Origin of the sequence: Pseudomonas sp. J452 (genome assembly GCF_024666525.1) — a bacterium.
In the GTDB taxonomy this organism is placed as follows: Bacteria; Pseudomonadota; Gammaproteobacteria; order Pseudomonadales; family Pseudomonadaceae; genus Aquipseudomonas.
The window spans coordinates 1,728,318-1,750,296 of sequence record NZ_CP088294.1; the positions used below are offsets into that span (position 1 = coordinate 1,728,318).

Below are 21,979 nucleotides of genomic sequence, written 5' to 3' on the forward strand. Positions count from 1 at the left end.
ACGGGAGAGGGGGCAAAAGCGTGCCGCCACTCGCCATTCAGACGCTGCCGATCAGATCGTAAACAGGCGCTTAGAACCAGGCGTCCTGCATGCCCAGGCAGGTATCGTCGCGCGCCTCGAGAATCGCCAGGTCGTGGTGGCAGCTCGGCACTTCCCAGGTCAGGAAGTAGCGCGCGGCCTGCAACTTGCCCTGGTAGAAGTCGACATCGGCGGCGTTGCCGCGCGCCAGGCCCTCTTCGGCACGGATCGCCTGCTCCAGCCAGCGCCAGCCGATCACCGTGTGGCCGAACACCTTGAGGTACAGCGCCGAGTTGGCCAGGCCCTGGTTGACCTTGCCGGCCATCAGGTCGCCGAGCAGTGCCAGGGTCACCGTTTGCAGGCGCGCCAGCAATTGCTCCAGCGGCTGGCGCAGGGCGTTGAGCGATGTGTACTCGGTGGCGCGCTGGCAGGTGCCGTGGATCAGCTTGAGCAACTGTTTGAGTGCCGCTCCGCCATTCATCGACACCTTGCGCCCGAGCAGGTCGAGCGACTGGATGCCGTGGGTGCCTTCGTGGATCGGATTGAGGCGGTTGTCGCGGTAGTACTGCTCCACCGGGTATTCGCGGGTGTAGCCGTGACCGCCGAGGATCTGGATGGCCAGTTCGTTGGCCTTCAGGCAGAACTCCGAGGGCCAGGATTTGACAATCGGGGTGAGCAGGTCGAGCAGCTCCAGGGCGGTCTTGCGCTGCTCCTCGGTTTCCAGGGTCTGGGTGTCGTCGAACAGCCGGGCGGCATACAGGCCGAGGTCGAAAGCGCCTTCGACATAGGCCTTCTGGGTCAGCAGCATACGCCGCACGTCGGCGTGTTCGATGATCGAAACCTGCTGCGAAGCCGGGTCCTTGCCATCCGGATGGCGGCCCTGCGGGCGGTTGCGCGCGTAGTCCAGCGAGTACAGGTAGCCGGCATAGCCGAGCATGATGGCGCCCATGCCGACGCCGATGCGCGCCTCGTTCATCATCTGGAACATGTAGCTCAGGCCGTGGTGCGGTTTGCCCACCAGGTAGCCGACGCAATCGTCGTTATCGCCGAAGTTCAGCGCGGTGGAGGTAGTGCCGCGCCAGCCCATCTTGTGGAACAGGCCGGCCAGCAGGGCGTCGTTGCGCTGGCCCAGGCTGCCGTCGTCGTTGACCAGGAACTTCGGCACGATGAACAGGCTGATGCCTTTCACTCCGGGCGGCGCGTCCGGCAGCTTGGCCAGCACCATGTGCACGATGTTCTCCGAGATCGGCTGGTCGCCGCCGGAGATGAAGATCTTGTTGCCCTTGATCCGGTAGCTGCCATCGGCGTGCGGCTCGGCCTTGCTGCGGATGTCCGACAGCGAGGAGCCGGCGTGCGGCTCGGTCAGGGCCATGGTGCCGAAGAAGCGGCCGTCGATGATCGGCTGCAGGTATTTGCGCTGCTGCTCGTCATTGCCGAAGGCTTCGATCAGGTTGGCCACGCCCATGGTCAGCATCGAGTAGGAGCTGGTGGCGATGTTGGCCGACTGGAAGTGGGCGAAACAGGCCTGCGACAGCAGGTTGGGCAGCTGCATGCCGCCGTGCTCGAAGTCGCGGGTGGCGTTGAGGAAACCCGCCTCGTGGAAGGCGCGCAGGGCCGGCTCGACTTCCGGGATCAGCACCGCGGCGCCGTCCACGTACTGCGGCTCGTGCTCGTCGTTCTTGCGGTTGTGCGGGGCGAACAGCTCTTCGGCGATGCCGCGGGCGGTGCCGATGGCGGCATCGAAGGTCTCGCGGTTGTGCTCGGCGAAACGTTCGCGCTGGATCAGGGCTTCGGCATCGAGTACTTCGTAGAGCTCGAAGGCCAGGTTGCGGGAACTGAGCAGAGTCTCGGACATGGGGCGTGCCTCCAGTGGAATGGCTGGAGTCTAGGTCGGTGAATGAAGGCTGCCTAGCAACATCCATAAGCGTGATAAAGCGATAGAACTTGGCGCTTTCTCCTCCCCTCTCCCATTCATGGGAGAGGGGGCGGGGGAGAGGGTGTTGCCCCGTGCCATGCGTCGTGGCGGGCATCCGGGCTACAATCCGCGCCTCGCGAGGATTTTTCCATGAACTACCGTCACGCCTTCCACGCCGGCAACCATGCCGACGTGCTCAAGCACATCACCCTGAGCCGCCTCATCGCCCTGCTGTCACGCAAGGAGGCGCCGTTCGTCTGCCTCGACAGCCATGCCGGCGTCGGTCTGTATGACCTCAAGGGCGACCAGGCCAGCCGCACCGGAGAATGGCTGGAAGGCATCGCCCGCCTGTGGGATGCGCCGGACCTGCCCGAACTGACCGCCGACTACTTCGGCGTGTTGCGTGCGCTCAACCCGGATGACCAGCTGCGCTACTACCCCGGCTCGCCCGAACTGGCGCGCCAGCTGACGCGTATGCAGGACCGCGTGCTGCTCAATGAGAAACACCCGGAAGATGGCCAGTTGCTGAAAGACAACATGCGCGGCGACCGCCGCGTGGCCGTGCACCTGGGCGAAGGCTGGCATGTGCCGCGCGCCCTGCTGCCGGTCGCGGAAAAGCGCGCCCTGCTGCTGATCGACCCGCCGTTCGAGCAGGCCGACGAACTGGAGCGCTGCATCACCGCGTTGAACGAAACCATTAGTCGCATGCGCCAGACCGTGGTGGCGATCTGGTACCCGATCAAGGACGAGCGTCAGCTCAAGCGTTTCTACCAGAGCCTGGAGAAATCCAGCGCGCCCAAGCTGCTGCGCGTCGAACTGTTCGTCCACAGTCCGGACGACGCCATCCGCCTCTCCGGCTCCGGCCTGGCCATCGCCAACCCGCCATGGGGCCTGGAAGAGGAGCTGAAGCAGCTGCTGCCCTGGCTGGCGAGCAAGCTGGCGCAGAGCAAGGGTGACTGGCGAGTGGATTGGTTGGTGCAGGAGAAGTAAGCGGCACGGGGCCTGGCCCCGTGCCGCTCGGGGCATGCATTACTCGGCGTTGCCGTTGACCGTTATGCTCACCTGATCGCCCGGGTTGACCTGCAGGCCGGCTTGCTTGCAGTCGAACAGGCTGGCACTGCTGCGGCGGATCAGACTCTGGCCGCTGGTGCGGTTCAGGCAGGTGTAGCTCTTCACCGCGACCCCGCTGGTGGTCACGCCCAGCGGTGTTTCCAGGTTGTAGCTGAGCTGGCCGCGCAACGCCGGGGCGCCGCCCTCGCAGTGCTGTTCGAAGCTGGCATTCAGCGCCGTCACCACACCATCGCTGCCATAGGTCACTTCGAAGATATCGAAACGGCCGGTCAACTTGCTGCAGCCGCGGCCGTTGCCCTCGAAGTCCAGTCCGGGCTTGTCCGCGTCCTTGAAACCGGCGCGCATGGCCCCGTTATAGCTGCCAGGTTGGAGTACGACGTTATTGGGGGCTAGCATAATCAGGGTCCACCAATCGCTGCCACTGGTGATATTCAGCTTGATGCCATTGGGATGAAGCTTGCTGAATTGGAAGACGGCGTTGGCATCGGTATAGAGGTAGTTCTGGCCTTGGCCGACGAAATCGCCGGCATCGCTTCTCAGGATCAGGCGGGTGTCGGCGCTGGCGATGCAGCTGGCGGCCAGCAGCAGGCCGGCAACCAGAGGTTTGAATGCGTTCATGCAATGTCCCTTTGCGGGTTGAGAGGATAGACGGTGGGGCTTCCCGACTCCTTTCTGAAGAGCCCGCACCGCAGCCAGCTTAGTCGCTCTTTTTCAAACGGCCTGCGAGGCAGTCCGCAAGGTTTGGCTAAGTGCCACTGGGTGTGCAAACTGCTATTTGCCGCGCTGACGCGGGTCGACGTAGTAGCTCAGCTGCTGGCGCGGATTGAGGTATTCGAGTGCTGCCACCGGTAGCTGCGCGGGGCGCAGGCTGCGGGCGATGGCCAGGTTGGGTTCTTCTTCGAGGTTGACGATCAGCGCCTCTTCCTTGGGGATCTTGGGCTCGAAGAGGATCAGCGTCGGCTTCAGCGGCAGGCTCGGGTGCATGCCCAGCACCAGGGCGTAACGCTCGTCCTCCAACTGCACCAGGCTGCCCGGCGGGTAGACACCCATGCTGCGGATAAAGGCCTTCAGTGCCACCTCGTCGAAGCGCTCGCGCTGCTGCTTGAACATCTTCACCAGGGCCTCATGGGGGCTGATGGCGTCGCGCGGGTTGAGCGGGTTGCACAGGTTGTCGAAGTGGTTGGTGATGCACACCACCCGGCTCAAGCGGCCAATCGCCGCTTCGCGCAGGCCGCGTGGGTAGCCACTGCCATCACAGTGTTCATGGTGCTCGTGGATGATCCGTAGCACCTCGTCGTCGAGCATCAGCTGCTGGCCACGGCGCAGGCCGAACTCGCAGTGCAGCTGGAACAGTTGCTGCTCGGGACGGGTCAGCGGTTCGGCCTTGAGCAGCACCTTGCTCGGCACTTCCATCTTGCCGATGTCGTGCAGCAGCGCGCCGAGGCCCAGGCTGTGGCAGGCCTCGCTGTCGTAGCCGAGCTGGCGCCCGAGCATCACCGACAGCACCGTGACGTTGAGCAGATGCGAGTAAGCATCGTCGGCGGCCTTGCCATTGATGCTGTGCAGGGCCGCGCCGTCTTCGCCAAGCAGCGCCGCGACCAGCTCGCGGACCACTTCGCCGGCCTGCTTGAGCGCCTCTTCCGGTTGGTTGCGCAGGGTCTGGCTGAGCGTCTTGACCCGCTGGCTGGCCTGGACAAAGGTGCGGTCCACTTCGGCCAGGCGCTTGCGCAGCACGCCGAGCTTGGCGGCGCGGGCCTGGCGGGCGAGTTCCGCAGGGTCGGGTTTGGCCTGTTCGACGGGCTCGGGTGCAGGCTCGGCGACCAGTTCCAGTGGCGCGCAATCGCTGCGCGCCGGGTCATAGCGCAGGCGTTGCAGCCCCAGGGCGCGCAGGGCCTTGAGCTGTGCTTCGTCCTTGATCTTGAAGTTGCTGAAGGTGAAATCGTGCTCCCACCAGCCGAGCTCGAGCTGCACATACAGGCCGATGCGCAGTTGCTCGGGGGTGATGTAGACGGCGGGGGCTGCGGGCATGCTGGTGTCGAAGGCTGCTGGCTATTGGCTGGGAGTCTAGCGTTTCGCACGCGAACTGGCAGTAGTGCGCGGGCCTGGCGCGTGGTTAATCCTGGGCGTCTGCTGCGCTGGTTTCTCAGTCGCGGTCGAGTTCCTGTTCGACTTCGGCGGCCCAGGCCAGCCAGGACTGCTCGCCGAGGATGCCGCGGCGCAGGGTCAGGTAGGGCAGGCGCAGCGCCTGGCGTTGTTCCTCGGCCAGGGCGAGGTAGTCCCGCTCGATGCTGAGTAGGCTGTCCAGGGTCTTGCGGTGCACGGCCACATGGCGCTGCATTTCCTCGCGCAGGTTGGCGGTCGAGGTATGCGCGCCGGCGTAGAGTTTGACCAGTAGCGCATCGTTGATCTTGTTCGGCTGCACCGGCTCGCCCAGCCAGCGCAGCAGCTCGACGTGGCCGGCCGGAGTGAGGCGGTAGATCTTCTTGTCCGGGCGGGTGTCCTGGGCTTCGGCTTCGAATTCCAGCCAACCGGCCTCGTTGAGTTTTTTCAGCTCCAGATAGACCTGCTGGTGCTTGGCGTTCCAGAAATAGCCGAGGCCATCCTTGAAGCGCTTGAGCAGGTCGTAGCCGCTGCCGGGTTCGCTTTCCAGGAGGATGAGGATGGCGTGCTTGAGCGACATGGGCGGGTTTCACCGGCTGCTATGGAAGTGCGCCGCAGTATACGGATTATGCAAAAAGTTGCATGGACGGCAAATGCTGCCTAGTATGCAAAAAATTGCATAACAAGAATAACGCAGGAGCCCTCCATGAAACGCACCGGTACCCGCTTCCGTCCGCGCCTGGTTCGCGATGACTACGACGCCATCATCATCGGCTCTGGCATCGGCGGGCTGACCACCGCCGCGCTGCTGGCCAAGCTCGGCAAACGCGTATGCGTGCTGGAGCAGCACTACACCGCTGGCGGCTACACCCACAGTTACGAGCGCGAAGGCTACGAGTGGGACGTGGGCGTGCATTACCTCGGCGAGGTACACAAACCCTGGTCGGCGATCCGCCGGGTATTCGATGTGATCAGCGACGGCAACCTCGAATGGGCGCCGATGGATGCCCACTACGACCGTATCGTGATCGGCGACAAGACATACGACTACGTGGCCGGGCGCGAGGAATTCAAGGCGGAGATGACGCGCCATTTCCCGGGGGAAGCTGCGGTGCTTGAGCGTTATGTCGACCTGCTCAGCGAGGTCAGCGCCAAGGTGCCGCGCTTTTTCGCCGGGCAAGCGCTGCCGCGTTCACTGGGGATGCTGTACAGCAAGCTGCGCCGGTTATGGCTGCCGGATTACTTCTTCAAGACCACCCGTGAAGTGCTCGAAGGCCTGACCGACAACCAGGAGCTGATCGGCGTGCTCACCGCCCAGTGGGGCGACTACGGCCTGCCGCCCGCCGACGCCGCCTTCGTTATGCACGCCATGGTCGCCAAGCACTACATCACCGGCGGCAACTACCCGGTGGGCGGTGCGACGAAGATTTCCGAAACCATCATCCCGGTGATCGAGGCGGCCGGCGGCCATGTGTTCACCTATGCCGGGGTCGACAATATCCTGGTGGAGAGCGGTCGCGCGGTCGGCGTACGCATGCAGAAAGATGGCTTCGAGATTCGCGCGCCACAGATCGTCAGCTGCGCCGGCCTGGTGCCGACCTATACCCGTCTGCTCGAACCGCAGGTGGCCAGCGACCATGGCCTGCTGGAGCAACTGCCCAAGGTCAAGCTGTCGGCCGCCACCCTGTGCCTGTATGCCGGTTTCAAGGGCAGCGCCGCCGAGCTGAAGCTGCCGAAGACCAACTACTGGGTCTACCCGACCCATGATCACGACCACAACGTCAGCAGCTTCATGGCTGGGCAGAACCCGGCGATGCCGCTGATCTATATCAGCTTCCCCTCGGCCAAGGACCCGGCCTGGGATGCTCATTACCCGAACAAGGCCACGGTGGAAATCGTCGCGCCGACCCAGCCGCAGTGGTTCGCCCAGTGGAAGGGCAGCACCTGGGGCAAGCGCGGCGCCGACTACGAGGCGTTCAAGGCCGAGTTGACTGCGCAGTTGCTGGAAACCCTCTACCAGCATCAGCCGCAACTGCGCGGCGCGCTGGACTTCTGCGAGCTGGGCACGCCGCTGTCCACCGAGTGGTACCAGTGGAACGAGCAGGGCGAGATCTATGGTATCGACCACACCGTGCAGCGCTTCGAGCAACACTGGATTCACAGCCAGACACCGATCAAGGGGCTCTACCTGACCGGTGCCGATACGGTGACCGCCGGGGTTGGCGGCGCGCTGATGGCTGGCGTGCTGACCGCCTCGCGCATGCTCGGCTGGCGTGGCTATCGGGTCGGCCAGTTGCTGAAAAGCTGGAAGCCGGAGAGCAAGGCCGAGACGGGAGAGCCGACGCAGGCGCTGTAAGAACCTGTTCGATACCTTGTTCCGGATCGCACCGAGCCACTGGGGGGGATAAGCAAAGCGTTATCCACCCCCAGTTGAAATCGGCCATGGATAGCGGCTCGCCATCGCCGACGATGAAGTTCGGCGGGTGAAAGCCGCGGGTTTCACCCGCCCTACGGCCTGAACCTGTAGGAGCCAGCTTGCTGGCGATACGCAGACAGCGTCCCGCTGATCGCCAGCAAGCTGGCTCCTACAAAAGCGTGTGCTGAATAACAATATCTACAACCTTTGCCAGTCCGCGGGTGGATGACCGCCCCGTGGAAAACTACGCAGCCTTTCCCACTGATGCGCTCAGGCAGGCCTCTGCTGACGATGCGTCTGTCCTGCGGGATGACTGCCGCACCGCGTCGACTTAACCGGCGTCCGCCGACCTTTGCTGCAACTGCTCGGCCAGTTGCCCGAGTGCCTGGCCGTGTTGCTGCAGCTCAGTCATGGCGCTGGTATCCAGCGGCGGCAGGTTGATGGCGTTGGCCTGGTCGGCGCTTGCCTGCAGCAGTTGCTCCAGCTGGGCGGCGGCATCCAGGGCCTGGCTGTGCTGCTGAGCGAGCGTGGCGATGTGTTCGGCAATCTGCAGGCGGGCGTCCTCGACAGCTGACTGATCGGCCTCGGCCAGGCTGCAGGCGTGTTGGTCGGCGCGCTGCAGATCGTCGCGCATGCCGAGCACGGTACGGCGGATCTCCTGGGAGAAGTCGGCTGAACGGCTGGACAGGGCGCGCACCTCGTCGGCGACCACGGCGAAGCCGCGTCCGCTGTCGCCCGCTCGCGCGGCCTCGATGGCAGCATTCAGAGCGAGCAGGTTGGTCTGCTTGGCAATCGAGTCCATGTCATCGCTGGCGCGCAGGATCGCCTCGGCCTGGGTGGTGACCTGGCGCATCTGGCTGGCCAGTTCGCCGGCCTGCTGGCGGCTTTGCTGCAGGCTGGCGGTCAGGCTGGTGAGGGCTGCTTCGCTGCCTGGTAGCGCGGCCTGGGTGGCAGTGGTCTGGATCGGCGCCAGCAGGTGCGCGGCTTGTGTGCGCTGCTCGGCCAGTTGCTCGGTCAATTGCTGCCAGTGCTGATGCTGAACGGAGTCATGGGCGTGCAGCTGCTGTTGCAACTGCTCCAGCTGCTGCAGCTGGGTGGCGCTATGGCTGCTCAGGTCGGCGGCCAGCGGCGGCAGCCAGTCGGGCGTGGTGGGGATGCTGGGGCGCGGTTGTATCAGCGCCTGCCAGTGGGTCGCCGTGGCCAGTGCCGGCAACAGGCCGAGGCTGAGGATGGCGCCGCAGGGCACGGCAATCCACAGCGGCAGACCGCCCCAGAGCGCCGCGCCGATCAGCAGCCAGGGCACGATCTGCAACGCCAGGGCGGCCGGGCTGAAGGCTTTCGGTGGAATCTCGTGGATATCGGAAAAGCGCGTGCTGTGCATGGCTGGCCGTGAACACGGACTCCTGGCTGGAATGAGTGGCCCGCCATGTGGCGGGCGGGCTGCCAGTGAGTGTAAGCGTTCTTAGGCGGGCAGGCACACGCCGGTGCCGCCCAACCCACAGTAGCCGCCGGGATTTTTCGCCAGGTACTGCTGGTGGTAGGCCTCGGCGTAATAGAAGGTCGGCGCCTCGGCGATTTCGGTGGTGATGGGGCCGAAGCCGGCGCGCTCCAGCTGGCCCTGGAACATCACCTGGCTGACTTCCGCCGCCTGCAGCTGGGCATCGTCGCTGCAGTAGATGGCCGAGCGGTACTGGGTGCCGACATCGTTGCCCTGGCGCATGCCCTGGGTCGGGTTGTGCGCTTCCCAGAACACCTTGAGCAGGGCGTCATAGCTGGTCTGCTGCGGGTCGAAGACCACCAGCACCACTTCGGTATGGCCGGTCAGGCCGGAGCAGACTTCGTCATAGCTCGGGTTCGGTGTATGTCCGCCGGCATAGCCGACTGCTGTACTCCACACCCCCGGTTGCTGCCAGAAGCGCCGCTCGGCGCCCCAGAAGCAGCCGAGGGCGAACACCGCCTGCTGCAGGCCGGCGGGGAAGGGCGGCTGCAGCGGGTTGCCGTTGACGAAGTGCTGGGCCGGCACCGGCATGGGCGTGGCGCGACCGGGCAGGGCCTGTTCGGCCGTCGGCAGTTCGAGCTTGTGAGCAAGGATTTGCGAGCGCAGGACCATGGGCGTTCCTCGGTGCGGCAGAGTGGGCGGGTAATAGCTTACCCCGGTCAGGGTGACCGGTTGGCGCTAAGTGATAGACGTCGTCGAGCGGTAAAAATTACCAGCTTGCGGCTCTATCTCCGATTCAGAGGGAAGGGCTTACGCGCCCCGACAGGGATAGCGGCGCAGGCGCTCGATCAGCTCGCGGCTGGAGATCGGCCGGTCGAACAGGTAGCCCTGGCCGACGTCGCACTTGTGGCGACGCAGGAAGGCCAGCTGGGCGGCAGTCTCGATGCCTTCGGCGACCACCTTGAGCTTGAGGTTGTGGGCCATGGCGATCACTGCCGAGGTGATCTCCATGTCGTCCTGGTTCTCGGGGATGTCCTTGATGAAGCTGCGGTCGATCTTGATCACGTCGATCGGGAACTTCTTCAGGTAGCTCAGCGAGGAGTAGCCGGTGCCGAAGTCGTCCATCGCCAGGGTCAGGCCCAGGGCCTTGAGGCGGGCGACTTGCTGGCGGGTGTCGTCAGTGCCTTCGAGCAGCAGGCTCTCGGTCAGCTCCAGCTCCAGCAGGTGCGGCGGCAGCTGTTCCTCGTCGAGGATGGCGGCGATCGAGCCGACCAGGTCGGGGTCGGTGAACTGCTTGGGCGACAGGTTGATCGCCACCTGTACCTGGCCCATGCCCAGGGCGGCCAGCTCCAGGCTGACGCGGCAGGCCTGGCGCGCCACCCACTTGCCGATCGGGATGATCAGCCCGGTTTCCTCGGCGACGCTGATGAACTGCTCCGGGTTGATCATGCCTTTGTCCGGATGCAGCCAGCGCAGCAGGGCTTCCAGGCCGGTGAGCTGGCCGGTCTTGAGGCACAGCTTGGGCTGGTAGTAGACCTCCAGCTCGTTTTGGGTGAGGGCGCGGCGCAGGTTGTTCTCGACGAACAACTTGTAGTGCGCCTCGGCGTTCAGCGCCTCGGTGAAGATCTGCACCTGGTTCTTGCCATTGGCCTTGGCCTTATGCAGGGCCAGGCCGGCGTGCTTCATCAGCACATGCGGATCGTCGCCGTGGGCCGGCGCACAGGCCAGGCCGACCGAGGCGGTGACGCTGATCAGTTGATTGTCGACGAACAGCGGCTTGTCCAGGGTCAGGAGGATTTCCGCCGCCAGCTGCAGGCCGCCCTGCTCATCGGCGCCATCCAGCAGCACGGCGAATTCGTTGCTGGCGAAGCGCGCCAGGCTGGTGTTCTGGTTCAGGCTGTTGCGCAGGCGGCGGGCCAGGCTCGACAGCAGCTTGTCGCCGGTCTGGTGGCCGAGGCTGTCGTTGATCCGCTTGAAGTTGTCGATGTCGACCAGCAGCAGATTGAACGGCCGCCCGTTGTTGCGCGCGAAGCGCTCTTCCAGGCTGCGGATGAAATACGGTCGATTGCCCAGACCGGTGAGGTTGTCGCTGTAGGCCAGGCGCTCGATGCGCTGTTGGGCCAGCTTGCCCTGGGTGATGTCTTCGTAGATGCCGATGTAGTGGGTCAGTTCGCCGTCGTCGTTGTACACCTTGGAGATCGACAGCTGGCCCCAGTAGGGCTCGAAGTTCTTGCGCCGGCTGCGGAATTCGCCCTGCCAGCTGCTGCGTTCGGCCAGCCCCGACTGTGGATCGAACAGCACGTCGCCGAGGTTTTCCAGGGCTGGCAGGTCGGAGATGCGTCGGCCGTGGACTTCCTCGCTGCTGTACTGGGTGATCGAGGTGAAGCTCGGGTTGACGTACTCCACCAGGCCGTCGCGGTCGATCAGCAGGAAGGCGCTGGCGCTCTGTTCGACGGCGCGCTGGAACAGGTGCAGGGCGCTGGTGGCGTCACGCCGCTGCTGATGGCTCATGACCTGGGCGAACTGATCGGCCAGCTCGCCGGCGAAGGCCACTTCGTCGCTCTGCCAGATCCGCGGTGCGCCGATGTGTTCCAGGCACAGCACGCCGACCACCTCGCCACCCAGGCGCACGCTGGCGTCGAGCATGGCATTGATGCCCAGCGGCTTCAGGTAGTCCTGCGCCAGTTCGGCGGTGCGCGGGTCGAGCAGGGCGTTGTGCGCGTCGATGGCGCGGCCGCTGTGCAGGGCTTCCAGGTACTGCGGGTAGGGGCGCGCATCGATGGCGGTCGGCAGCTCGTGGCGGTCGATGTCGCGGCGGTACATGGCCACCGGCTGCAGGTTGTCGCCCTGCAGCAGCCAGACACTGGCGCGGGCCACGTCGTAGGTTTCGCAGGCAGCCTGGGTGATCAGCTCGGCGGCTTCCCTGAGCGGGTCCAGGGCGCGGTAGCGATGGCGCGCCAGGCGCACGATCAGGCTCTGCTGGGCGCGCGAGCGGATCAGGTGCTGCAGGTGCTCATCCTGGGCGCGCTGGTACAGCTCGACGGAGGCCTGCAGCTTGACGTTCTGCGCTTCGAGTTCCTGCAGGCGTTCGCCGGGGCTGTCGTCCTGCTTGGCGGTGACCAGCAGATAGCCGCGCAGCAGCGGACGGTTGTGCAGCAGATAGGGTTCGCCGATTTCCAGCAGGCTGAGGGTGCCGCGCGGCGAGTGCAGGTTGTAGCGCACCGTATAGTGCTGGTTGGCGGCCAGTTGCTGCTGGATGGCGTCGTGCAGGCGGTAGCGTGCTTCCGGCTCCATCAGGCTGGCGAAAGGCGAGTCGATCAGTGCGCAGAGGTCGCTGGCCGCGACGCCCAGTTGGCGTTCGCAGGTCGGGTCCAGGTAGAGCAAGGCCCAGCTGGCCTCGTTCAAACGCTCGAAGCGCAGCATTCCCAGGCGCGATGGCACTGGCAACTGCGTCACAACCTCGGCCGCCGTACGGCTGGCGGCATCGGGATGGCTTTTCATCAAGCGGTTGGCTTCCAGTATGCTGCTGGTGTTCAGGCCAAGAGCCTGTGTCATTAATCAAGTTCGGCAAGGGTGCATTATGCAGCTGGGACTGACAAGAAGACTTAGCGGGTTATTGCTGTTACTCAGCCTGGGTGGCGCCGCCCCCGCGGCAGTAGCGGCCGAGGCTCAGCTGGGCGGGGATGAGCAGGCGCGTTACCTGGCCGAGCTCAAGCGCCTGTACCTGACCCAGGACGAGCGCAAGGCGTTGCTGGCGCACAGCAATACCCTGCTGGATACCTATGCCCTGCGCGCCGCCTACCAGGTGGGCCAGGCGCAGCGCAACGACCTACGTTACCAGCTGAGCGTGTCGGCGCCCGGCGAGTTGCTGGTGCGCCAGGAGGTGCGGGCGGAGAAGGGCATGGACCTGACCGTGAGCAACCAGCGCCTCTCGGTGTTCGGCCTCGACCCCTACATCCGCTACGAATGCCCGGCCACCGGCATCGTCTGCGTGCTGCAGAACCCGGCCGATGGCAGCCCCTGGTTGCGCGTACTGCGCGATCACCAGGGCGCGGCCGAACTGGCCAAGGCGATCAGTTTCCTGATCCGCAATATGCAGAAAAGCTGAGCCCGCACACGACAAGGCCCGGAATTCCGGGCCTTGTTGCATATATAGCCAGCAGAACCTGTTTGGGATCTTTTGAGCTAGAGCCCAACTTCAACGCAGCATGGCCGACGATCAAGAGAGCCCAAACAGGTTCTCAGAGTACGGAGAAGGGCGCGGCGTCTTCGGCCTGCTCGACCCGGGCGCTGCTGAGTAGCACCTGGCGGAACGGTTTGCGCAGGCTGATAGCGGCCTTATAGGCGGTTTCCTCGGCCTCGGCTGCGCTGTGGCAGACGATGAAGAAGCTGTTGAGGTAGACCCGCCAGATAGGCGGCTGGCTCTCGATGGCGACGATGCGAATGTCCACTGCTGCTCCACCACGGCTTTAGATGGTCAGGGGAACCTTAGCAGTCGCGGCGAATCCTGCAGGCGTAAAAAAGCCGCCAGGCCCGGTTGGACATGGCGGCCTGGTTTACGCCGTTACAGCAACATCGTGCGGATATCGCCGAGCACCTCGCCGAGGCGCTTGGTGAAGCGCGCGGCGGCGGCGCCGTTGATTACCCGGTGATCGTAGGACAACGACAGCGGCAGGGTCAGGCGCGGCTGGAAGGCCTTGCCGTCCCACACTGGCTGCATGGTCGCCTTGCTCACCCCGAGGATCGCCACTTCCGGCGCATTGACGATCGGCGTGAAGCCGGTGCCGCCAATATGGCCGAGGCTGGAGATGGTGAAACAGGCGCCCTGCATGGCGTCCACCGAGAGTTTCTTGGTGCGCGCCTTCTCCGCCAGTTCGGCGGCCTCGGCAGCCAGCTGCAGCAGGCTCTTCTGGTCGACGTCGCGTATCACCGGGACCAGCAGGCCGTCCGGGGTGTCCACGGCGAAACCGATATGCACGTACTTCTTGCGGATCAGCGCCTTGCCGCTCGGCGCCAACGAGCTGTTGAAGTCCGGCAGCTCACGCAGCAGGTAGGCGCAGGCCTTGAGCAGCAGCGGCAGCACGGTCAGCTTGACTCCGGCCTTCTCCGCTACCGCCTTCTGCGCCACGCGGAAGGCTTCCAGCTCGGTGATGTCGGCGTTGTCGAACTGGGTCACGTGCGGCACGTTGAGCCAGCTGCGGTGCAGGTTGCTGGCGCCGACCTGCATCAGGCGGGTCATCGGCACTTCTTCGATTGCGCCGAACTTGCTGAAGTCAACGATCGGAATCGGCGGGATGCCGGCGCCGCCGGAAGCGCCGGCAGCCGGCGCTTCCTTGGCCTTCTTCAGCATGGCCTGTACATAGGCCTGCACGTCTTCCTTGAGGATGCGGCCTTTCGGCCCGCTGCCGCTGATGGCGGCCAGGTCGACGCCGAACTCGCGGGCGGTCATGCGCACGGCAGGGCCGGCATGCACCTTGCTGCCGTCACGCACCGGCGCGGTGACCGCGGCTGCGGCGGCAGACAGGGCGGCGATCGCGCCGACTTCCGCGGCCACGGCCGGAGCGGCGCCGGCTGGGGTGGTGTGTACCGGCGCCGAGGCTGCGGGAGCTGGGGCTGGCGCTGCAGGGGCCGTCGGTGCAGCACCGGCCACGCGCAGTTTGATAATCAGGTCGCCGGTGCCGACGTCGGCGCCCAGCTGCACCAGCACGGCTTCCACGGTGCCGGCAGCCGGCGCGGGGATTTCCATGCTGGCCTTGTCCGACTCCAGGGTGATTAGCGACTGCTCGGCGCTGATCACGTCGCCGGCCTTGACCAGCACCTCGATAACCTTGGCCTTGCCGGCCGAGCCGATGTCCGGCACCTGCACGTCCTGCACGCTTTCGGTGGCGGGTGCCGCTGCGGGAGCTGGTGTAGGTGCTGGGGCTGCGGGTGCGGCTTCTGCCGGAGCTGTGGTTGCAGGTGCTGGCGCCGCTACTGCAGCGTCCGCGCTGTCCAGCTCCAGCAATTCGTCGCCGGTTTTCAGTTTGTCGCCCAGCTTGACCTTCAGGGCGGTGATGACCCCGGCGCGTGGCGCGGGGATTTCCATGCTGGCCTTGTCCGACTCCAGGGTCAGCAGGCTCTGATCGGCTTCGATACGGTCGCCGACCTTGACCAGCAGTTCGATCACTTCACCCTCGCCACTGCCGATGTCGGGCACGCGAATCAATTCACTCATCGCTCAGCTCCTCAGCAATCCAGCGGGTTGGCTTTGTCGGGGTTGAACCCGAACTTGACGATGGCCTCGGCCACCACCTTGGCGTCGATCTCGCCGCGCTCGGCCAGGGCTTCCAGGGCAGTCAGCGCGACCCAGTAGCGGTCCACCTCGAAGAAGTGGCGCAGTTTCTGCCGCGAGTCGCTGCGGCCGAAGCCGTCGGTGCCGAGGACCTTGTATTCCTTGCTCGGCACCCACTGGCGAATTTGCTCGGCGAACAGCTTCATGTAGTCGGTGCTGGCCACCACCGGGCCCTTGCGCCCGGACAGACACTGCTCGACATAGCTCTGCTGCGGCTTCTGCCCCGGGTGCAGGCGGTTCCAGCGCTCCACGGCCAGGCCGTCGCGGCGCAGCTCGTTGAAGCTCGGTACGCTCCACACATCGGCGCCGATGTTGAACTCGTCGCGCAGGATCTTCGCCGCCTCGCGCACTTCGCGCAGGATGGTGCCGCTGCCCAGCAGTTGCACGTGGTGGGCGGCTTCCTTCTTGTCTTCCTCGAGCAGGTACATGCCCTTGATGATGCCGTCCTCGACCCCTTCCGGCATGGCCGGCTGGGCGTAGGCTTCGTTCATCACGGTGATGTAGTAGAAGACGTTCTGCTGCTCTTCGGTCATCGCCTTGATGCCGTGACGGATGATCACCGCCAGTTCGTAGGCATAGGTCGGGTCGAAGGTGCGGCAGTTGGGGATGGTCGCGGCGAGGATGTGGCTATGGCCGTCCTCATGCTGCAGGCCTTCGCCGTTCAGCGTGGTGCGCCCGGCGGTGCCGCCGATCAGGAAGCCACGGGCGCGGCTGTCGCCGGCGGCCCAGGCCAGGTCGCCGATGCGCTGGAAACCGAACATCGAATAGAAGATGTAGAACGGCAGCATCGGCTGGTTGTGCGTGGAGTACGAGGTGCCGGCGGCGATCCAGCTGGACATGGCGCCGGCCTCGTTGATGCCTTCCTCGAGGATCTGGCCCTTCTTGTCCTCGCGGTAGAACATCACCTGGTCCTTGTCGACTGGCTCGTACAGCTGGCCGACCGAGGAGTAGATGCCGAGTTGGCGGAACATGCCTTCCATGCCGAAGGTGCGCGCCTCGTCCGGCACGATGGGCACGATGCGCTGGCCCAGTTCCTTGTCCTTGACCAGCTGCGAGAGGATGCGCACGAAGGCCATGGTGGTGGAAATGTCGCGGTCGCCGGTGCCGTCGAGGATGGCCTTGAGGGTCTCCAGCGGCGGGGTGGGGATGCTGAAGCTCTCTGCCCGACGCTGCGGCACGAAGCCGCCGAGCTTGTCGCGGCGTTCCTGTAGATAGCGCGCTTCGGCGCTGCCCGGCTCGGGTTTGACGAAGGGCAGGTTCTCCAACTCGTCGTCCTTGACCGGGATGTCGAAGCGGTCGCGGAATTTCTTCAGGCTGTCGACATCGACCTTCTTGGTGTTGTGCGCGGTGTTCTTCGCCTCGCCGGCGCCGGTGCCATAGCCCTTGATGGTCTTGGCCAGCACCACGGTCGGCTGGCCCTGATGGTTGACCGCCTGGTGGTAGGCCGCATACATCTTGTAGGGGTCGTGGCCGCCGCGGTTGAGGTTCCAGATTTCCTGGTCGGAAAGATCCTTGACCATCTCCTTCAGCTCAGGGCTGTTGAAGAAGTGCTCGCGGACGAAGGCGCCGTCTTTGGCCTTGTAGTTCTGGTAGTCGCCGTCGACCACCTCATCCATGCGCCGTTGCAGGATGCCGTCGACGTCCTTGGCCAGCAGCGGGTCCCAGAAGCGGCCCCAGATCACTTTGTTGACGTTCCATTCGGCGCCGCGGAACACGCCTTCCAGCTCCTGGATGATCTTGCCGTTGCCGCGCACCGGGCCGTCCAGGCGCTGCAGGTTGCAGTTGATGACAAAGATCAGGTTGTCCAGTTTCTCGCGGCCGGCCAGGGAGATGGCGCCGAGGGATTCCGGCTCGTCGCACTCGCCGTCACCCATGAAGCACCAGACCTTCTGCTTGCCAGCCGGGATGAAACCGCGGCTTTCCAGGTACTTCATGAAGCGCGCCTGGTAGATCGCCTGGATCGGACCGAGTCCCATGGACACGGTGGGGAACTGCCAGAAGTCCGGCATCAGCCAGGGGTGCGGGTAGGAAGACAGGCCCTTGCCGTCCACTTCCTGGCGGAAGTTGTTCATCTGTTCTTCGCTGATGCGCCCTTCCATGAAGGCGCGGGCGTAGACGCCGGGCGAGGCGTGGCCCTGGAAGAAGATCAGGTCGCCGCCGTGCTCGTCGGTCGGCGCCTGGAAGAAGTAGTTGAAGCCGATGTCGTACAGCGTGGCGCTGGAGGCGAAGCTGGAGATGTGGCCGCCCAGGTCCGGGTCTTTCAGGTTGGTGCGCATCACCATGGCCAGCGCGTTCCAGCGCACCAGCGAGCGGATCCGCCGCTCCATGAACAGGTCGCCGGGCATGCGTGCCTCATGGCCGACCGGGATGGTGTTGCGGTAGGGCGTGGTGATCGCATAGGGCAGCTGAGTGCCGCTGCGGGTGGCCAGTTCACCCATGCGGGTCAGCAGGTAGTGGGCGCGTTTCTCGCCCTCTTGGTCGAGAACGGATTCCAGGGCGTCCAGCCACTCCTGGGTTTCGACGGGATCAAGGTCTTGCATGGCTTGCTCCAGGGCGGAAAGGCTTCCAGAATCGGAAAGCCTGGGCTCGTGCACGCTTTTTGAGCGGGCGACGTGAAAGTCGTTAGTGTCGGGGTTAGACCGGCTGTCTGTAGTTTTACTACAAAATGACGGCTCGCGCAGCGCTTGAGGCACATTCTTTAGTAGTAAAACTACAAATATTCGATCGTCGGAAAGCTGTCGAAACCCTCATCGGTCGTTGCTTTCCGCTCCCAAGGATAGACCATGAGCCTGCCGCCACTGGCCGCCTTGCCGGCCCAGCTCCAGCCCCTCGCCGACCGTGCCCGCAGCGTGCTGCCCGAGTCCTGGCCGACCATTCGTCAGGAGACGCTGCAGCGTGTCTGTGCCTGCAGTGATTTCGTTTATGAGCAGGCCGTGCGGGATGCGCAGCTGTTGCCGGCGCTGGCCGACAGTGGCGAGCTGGAGCGGGCTTTTACCCCCGGTGAGCTGCGCGGTCAGTTGCAGGCTTTGCTGGATGACTGCGGCGATGAGGACGAACTGGGTCGCCGTCTGCGCCGCTTCCGCAATCGCCAGCAGGTGCGCATCGTCTGGCGCGACATCAGTCGCCAGGCCGATCTGGCGGAAACTTGCCGCGATCTTTCCGACCTGGCCGATGCCTGCATCGACCTGGCCTATCACTGGCTCTACCCGCGTCACTGCGAGCAGTTCGGCATGCCCATCGGCCGGCGCAGCGGCGAGGCGCAGCATATGGTCATCCTCGGCATGGGCAAGCTCGGTGCCCACGAGCTGAACCTGTCGTCGGACATCGACCTGATCTTCGGCTACCCGGAAGGCGGCGAGACCGAGGGGGTGAAGCGCTCGCTGGATAATCAGGAGTTCTTCATTCGCCTCGGCCAGCGGCTGATCAAGGCGCTGGACCCGATCACCGCCGAAGGCTTCGTCTTCCGCGTCGATATGCGCCTGCGCCCCTATGGCTCGGCCGGCGCCCTGGTGCTCAGCTTCAACGCCCTGGAGCAGTACTACCAGGACCAGGGCCGCGACTGGGAGCGCTACGCGATGATCAAGGCGCGCGTGGTCGGTGGCGACCAGGTGGCCGGCAAGCAACTGCTGGAGATGCTGCGGCCGTTCGTCTACCGGCGTTACCTGGACTTTTCCGCCATTGAGGCGCTGCGCGCGATGAAGCTGCTGATCCAGCAGGAAGTGCGGCGCAAGGGCATGGCCGACAACATCAAGCTCGGCTCCGGCGGTATCCGCGAGATCGAGTTCATCGCCCAGGCCTTCCAGTTGATCCACGGCGGCCGCGACCTCAGCCTGCAGCAGCGGCCGCTGCTCAAGGTGCTGGCGACTCTCGAAGGCCAGGGCTACCTGCCGGCGCCGATCATTGCCGAGATGCGCCAGGGCTACGAGTTCCTGCGCTACGTCGAGCACGCCCTGCAGGCCATCGGCGACCGGCAGACGCAGATGCTGCCAGACAACGAGCAGGATCGTGCGCGGGTTGCGCTGATCATGGGCTGCGACTCCTGGACCACCTTCCGCGAGCAGCTGATGCACTGGCGCGGGCGCATCGAGTGGCATTTCCGCCAGGTGATCGCCGATCCCGACGAAGAGGAGGGCGCCGAGGCCGAGCTGTGCGTCGGCAGCGAGTGGCTGCCGCTGTGGGAAGAAGCGCTGGACGAGGAAATGGCCGGGCGCCAGCTGGCCGAAGCCGGTTTCAGCGAGCCGGCGGCCGCGCTCAAACGGCTGATCGACCTGCGCGGCGGTTCCCAGGTGCGCACCATGCAGCGCCTCGGTCGCGAGCGCCTGGACGCCTTTATCCCGCGCCTGCTGGCCCAGGCGGTGGAGCACGCCAACCCGGACCTGGTGCTGGAGCGCGTGCTGCCGCTGGTCGAGGCGGTGGCGCGGCGCTCGGCCTATCTGGTGCTGCTCACCGAGAACCCCTCGGCCCTGCAGCGTCTGCTTAACCTGTGCGCAGCCAGCCCGTGGATCGCCGAGCAGATCACCCGCTTCCCGCTGCTGCTCGACGAGCTGCTCAACGAGGGCCGGCTGTTCAGCCCGCCGCTGGCGCCGGAGCTGGCCGCCGAGCTGCGCGAACGCCTGACGCGGATTCCCGAGGACGATCTGGAGCAGCAGATGGAGGCCCTGCGCCACTTCAAGCTGGCTCACCGCCTGCGTGTGGCCGCCTCGGAAATCGCCGGCACCCTGCCGCTGATGAAGGTCAGCGACTACCTGACCTGGCTGGCCGAGGCCATTCTCGAACAGGTGCTGGCCCTGGCCTGGCGCCACACCGTAGCCAAGCACGGTACGCCGAAGCGCGCCGATGGCAGCCTGTGCGATCCGGACTTCATCATCGTCGGTTACGGCAAGGTCGGCGGCCTGGAGCTGGGTCACGGCTCGGACCTGGATCTGGTATTCATCCACGACGGCGACTCTCAGGCCGAGACCGACGGCGCCAAGCCCATCGACGGCGCGCAGTTCTTCGCCCGCCTGGGCCAGCGCATCATTCACCTGCTGACCACCCAGACCACCTCGGGGCAGTTGTACGAGGTGGACATGCGCCTGCGTCCGTCCGGCGCCTCGGGGCTGTTGGTCAGCTCGCTCGGTGCCTTCGAGCGCTACCAGCAGAGCGAGGCCTGGACCTGGGAGCACCAGGCGCTGGTGCGTGCCCGCGTGCTGGTCGGCTGCCCGCGGGTGGGGGCGGCCTTCGAGCAGGTACGCGCCGCCGTGCTCGGGCGCGAGCGTGATCTGCCCACGCTGCAGGCGGAAGTCAGCGAGATGCGCGCGAAGATGCGCGACAACCTCGGTACCCCGTCAACCGCCGCCGGCAGGGGCGCCAATGCCTTCGACGCCGCGGCTTCCTTCGATCTGAAGCAGGACGCCGGAGGTATCGTCGATATTGAATTTATGGTGCAATACGCGGCCCTGGCGTGGTCGCGGCAACACCCGCAACTGCACCGCTACACCGACAATATCCGCATCCTCGATGGCCTGCGCGATGCCGGGCTGATGCCCGCCGCCGACGTCGAACTGTTGCAGGAGGCTTACAAGGCCTACCGTGCCGCCGCCCACCGGCAGGCGTTGCAGAAGCAGCCGGGCAAGGTCGGTGGCGAGCAGTTTGCCGAGGAGCGGCGCAGCGTGATGCGCCTGTGGCGTGAGCTGGGCCTGAGCTAAGCGGCATACTTAGAGCCGCAATGAATTGATGACCGAGACGAACACTGAGGAGTAGGCAACGATGTCGATGGCCGATCGTGATGGCGTGATCTGGTATGACGGCAAACTGGTGGAATGGCGCAGCGCCACCACCCACGTGCTGACCCATACCCTGCACTACGGCATGGGCGTGTTTGAGGGTGTGCGTGCCTACAACACCCCGCAGGGCACCGCGATTTTCCGCCTGCAGGCGCACACCGACCGCCTGTTCGACTCGGCCCACATCATGGGCATGAAGATCCCGTTCAGCAAAGACGAGATCAACGAAGCCACCCGCGCCGCCGTGCGTGAGAACAACCTGGAAACCGCCTACATCCGTCCGATGGTGTTCTACGGATCGGAAGCCATGGGCCTGCGCGCCACCGGCCTGAAGACCCAAGTGATCGTCGGTGCCTGGCACTGGGGTGCCTACATGGGCGAAGAGGCGCTGCAGAAGGGCATCAAGGTGCGCACCAGCTCCTTTACCCGTCACCACGTCAACATCTCGATGACCCGCGCCAAGGCCAACGGCAACTACATCAACTCGATGCTGGCCCTGCAGGAAGCCATCTCCGGCGGCGCCGACGAGGCCATGCTGCTGGACCCGGAAGGCTACGTGGCCGAGGGGTCCGGCGAGAACATCTTCCTGGTCAAGAACGGCGTGGTGTACACCCCGGAAGTGACCTCCTGCCTCAACGGCATCACCCGTGACACCATTTTGACTTTGGCCGGCGAGCTGGGCATCAAAGTGATCGAGAAGCGCATCACTCGCGATGAGGTGTATATCGCCGACGAGGCCTTCTTCACCGGCACCGCCGCCGAAGTCACGCCGATCCGCGAAGTCGACGGTCGCAGCATCGGTATCGGCAGCCGTGGCCCGGTCACCGAGAAGCTGCAGAAGGCCTACTTCGACCTGGTCACCGGCAAGACCGATGCCCACCCCGAGTGGCGTACCCTGGTCAAATAAGCTCCATTAGGTCATGAC

Annotated in this window: 15 protein-coding genes; 5 read left to right on the top strand and 10 right to left on the bottom strand. The window is 65.1% G+C overall.

Features of this window, described 5'->3' with window-relative positions; genetic code table 11:
* Positions 1-70 precede the first annotated feature (70 nt).
* On the bottom strand, positions 71-1,873 hold the full coding sequence (locus tag LRS11_RS07785; protein ID WP_260496285.1) for an acyl-CoA dehydrogenase: 1,803 nt from the start codon (positions 1,871-1,873) through the stop codon (positions 71-73).
* Positions 1,874-2,083: 210 nt separating this feature from the next.
* Between LRS11_RS07785 and LRS11_RS07790 the strand changes: the two genes are divergently transcribed.
* Complete coding sequence (locus LRS11_RS07790; protein WP_260496286.1) at positions 2,084-2,923, top strand: 23S rRNA (adenine(2030)-N(6))-methyltransferase RlmJ; 840 nt, start codon at positions 2,084-2,086, stop codon at positions 2,921-2,923.
* A 39-nt stretch (positions 2,924-2,962) separates the two neighbouring features.
* Here LRS11_RS07790 and LRS11_RS07795 read toward each other — a convergent pair whose 3' ends face one another.
* The 3 genes from LRS11_RS07795 to LRS11_RS07805 all read right to left on the bottom strand — a co-directional run bounded on the left by LRS11_RS07795 (position 2,963) and on the right by LRS11_RS07805 (position 5,684).
* Positions 2,963-3,622, bottom strand: a complete 660-nt coding sequence (locus LRS11_RS07795; protein WP_260496287.1) for a hypothetical protein — start codon at positions 3,620-3,622, stop codon at positions 2,963-2,965.
* 153 nt (positions 3,623-3,775) lie between these two features.
* Positions 3,776-5,032: an HD-GYP domain-containing protein gene (locus tag LRS11_RS07800; protein WP_260496288.1), complete on the bottom strand. Its 1,257-nt coding sequence runs from the start codon at positions 5,030-5,032 to the stop codon at positions 3,776-3,778.
* A 115-nt stretch (positions 5,033-5,147) separates the two neighbouring features.
* Positions 5,148-5,684 (bottom strand): PadR family transcriptional regulator, encoded by a 537-nt coding sequence (locus tag LRS11_RS07805; protein ID WP_260496289.1) that lies wholly within the window; start codon positions 5,682-5,684, stop codon positions 5,148-5,150.
* 126 nt (positions 5,685-5,810) lie between these two features.
* Between LRS11_RS07805 and LRS11_RS07810 the strand changes: the two genes are divergently transcribed.
* Positions 5,811-7,460 carry an NAD(P)/FAD-dependent oxidoreductase gene (locus LRS11_RS07810; protein ID WP_260496290.1) on the top strand — a complete coding sequence of 550 codons (1,650 nt, stop codon included), beginning with the start codon at positions 5,811-5,813 and terminating at the stop codon, positions 7,458-7,460.
* A gap of 391 nt (positions 7,461-7,851) precedes the next feature.
* Here LRS11_RS07810 and LRS11_RS07815 read toward each other — a convergent pair whose 3' ends face one another.
* The 3 genes from LRS11_RS07815 to LRS11_RS07825 form a co-directional block, all read right to left on the bottom strand.
* Positions 7,852-8,901 (bottom strand): methyl-accepting chemotaxis protein, encoded by a 1,050-nt coding sequence (locus tag LRS11_RS07815; RefSeq protein WP_260496291.1) that lies wholly within the window; start codon positions 8,899-8,901, stop codon positions 7,852-7,854.
* 81 nt (positions 8,902-8,982) lie between these two features.
* Entirely contained in the window at positions 8,983-9,630 is a 648-nt protein-coding gene (gene msrA, locus LRS11_RS07820; RefSeq protein ID WP_260496292.1) for a peptide-methionine (S)-S-oxide reductase MsrA, read from the bottom strand.
* Positions 9,631-9,768: 138 nt separating this feature from the next.
* Positions 9,769-12,459 carry an EAL domain-containing protein gene (locus LRS11_RS07825; RefSeq protein ID WP_260496880.1) on the bottom strand — a complete coding sequence of 897 codons (2,691 nt, stop codon included), beginning with the start codon at positions 12,457-12,459 and terminating at the stop codon, positions 9,769-9,771.
* Between the two features lie 79 nt (positions 12,460-12,538).
* On the opposite strand from LRS11_RS07825, the gene LRS11_RS07830 reads away from it, so the two are divergent.
* Positions 12,539-13,066, top strand: a complete 528-nt coding sequence (locus LRS11_RS07830; protein ID WP_260496293.1) for a hypothetical protein — start codon at positions 12,539-12,541, stop codon at positions 13,064-13,066.
* A gap of 133 nt (positions 13,067-13,199) precedes the next feature.
* On the opposite strand, the gene LRS11_RS07835 is transcribed toward LRS11_RS07830, so the two are convergent.
* The 3 genes from LRS11_RS07835 to aceE all read right to left on the bottom strand — a co-directional run bounded on the left by LRS11_RS07835 (position 13,200) and on the right by aceE (position 17,829).
* On the bottom strand, positions 13,200-13,409 hold the full coding sequence (locus LRS11_RS07835) for a hypothetical protein (protein WP_260496295.1): 210 nt from the start codon (positions 13,407-13,409) through the stop codon (positions 13,200-13,202).
* 113 nt (positions 13,410-13,522) lie between these two features.
* Entirely contained in the window at positions 13,523-15,172 is a 1,650-nt protein-coding gene (aceF, locus tag LRS11_RS07840; RefSeq protein WP_260496296.1) for a dihydrolipoyllysine-residue acetyltransferase, read from the bottom strand.
* Positions 15,173-15,183: 11 nt separating this feature from the next.
* Complete coding sequence (gene aceE, locus LRS11_RS07845; protein WP_260496297.1) at positions 15,184-17,829, bottom strand: pyruvate dehydrogenase (acetyl-transferring), homodimeric type; 2,646 nt, start codon at positions 17,827-17,829, stop codon at positions 15,184-15,186.
* A gap of 243 nt (positions 17,830-18,072) precedes the next feature.
* Here aceE and glnE point away from each other — a divergent pair, with 243 nt between their 5' ends.
* Together glnE and LRS11_RS07855 are read left to right on the top strand one after the other, a co-directional pair.
* A complete protein-coding gene (gene glnE / locus LRS11_RS07850; protein ID WP_260496298.1) occupies positions 18,073-20,976 on the top strand; it encodes a bifunctional [glutamate--ammonia ligase]-adenylyl-L-tyrosine phosphorylase/[glutamate--ammonia-ligase] adenylyltransferase in 2,904 nt (967 codons plus the stop codon).
* Between the two features lie 61 nt (positions 20,977-21,037).
* A complete protein-coding gene (locus LRS11_RS07855) occupies positions 21,038-21,961 on the top strand; it encodes a branched-chain amino acid transaminase (RefSeq protein ID WP_260496299.1) in 924 nt (307 codons plus the stop codon).
* Positions 21,962-21,979 lie beyond the last annotated feature (18 nt).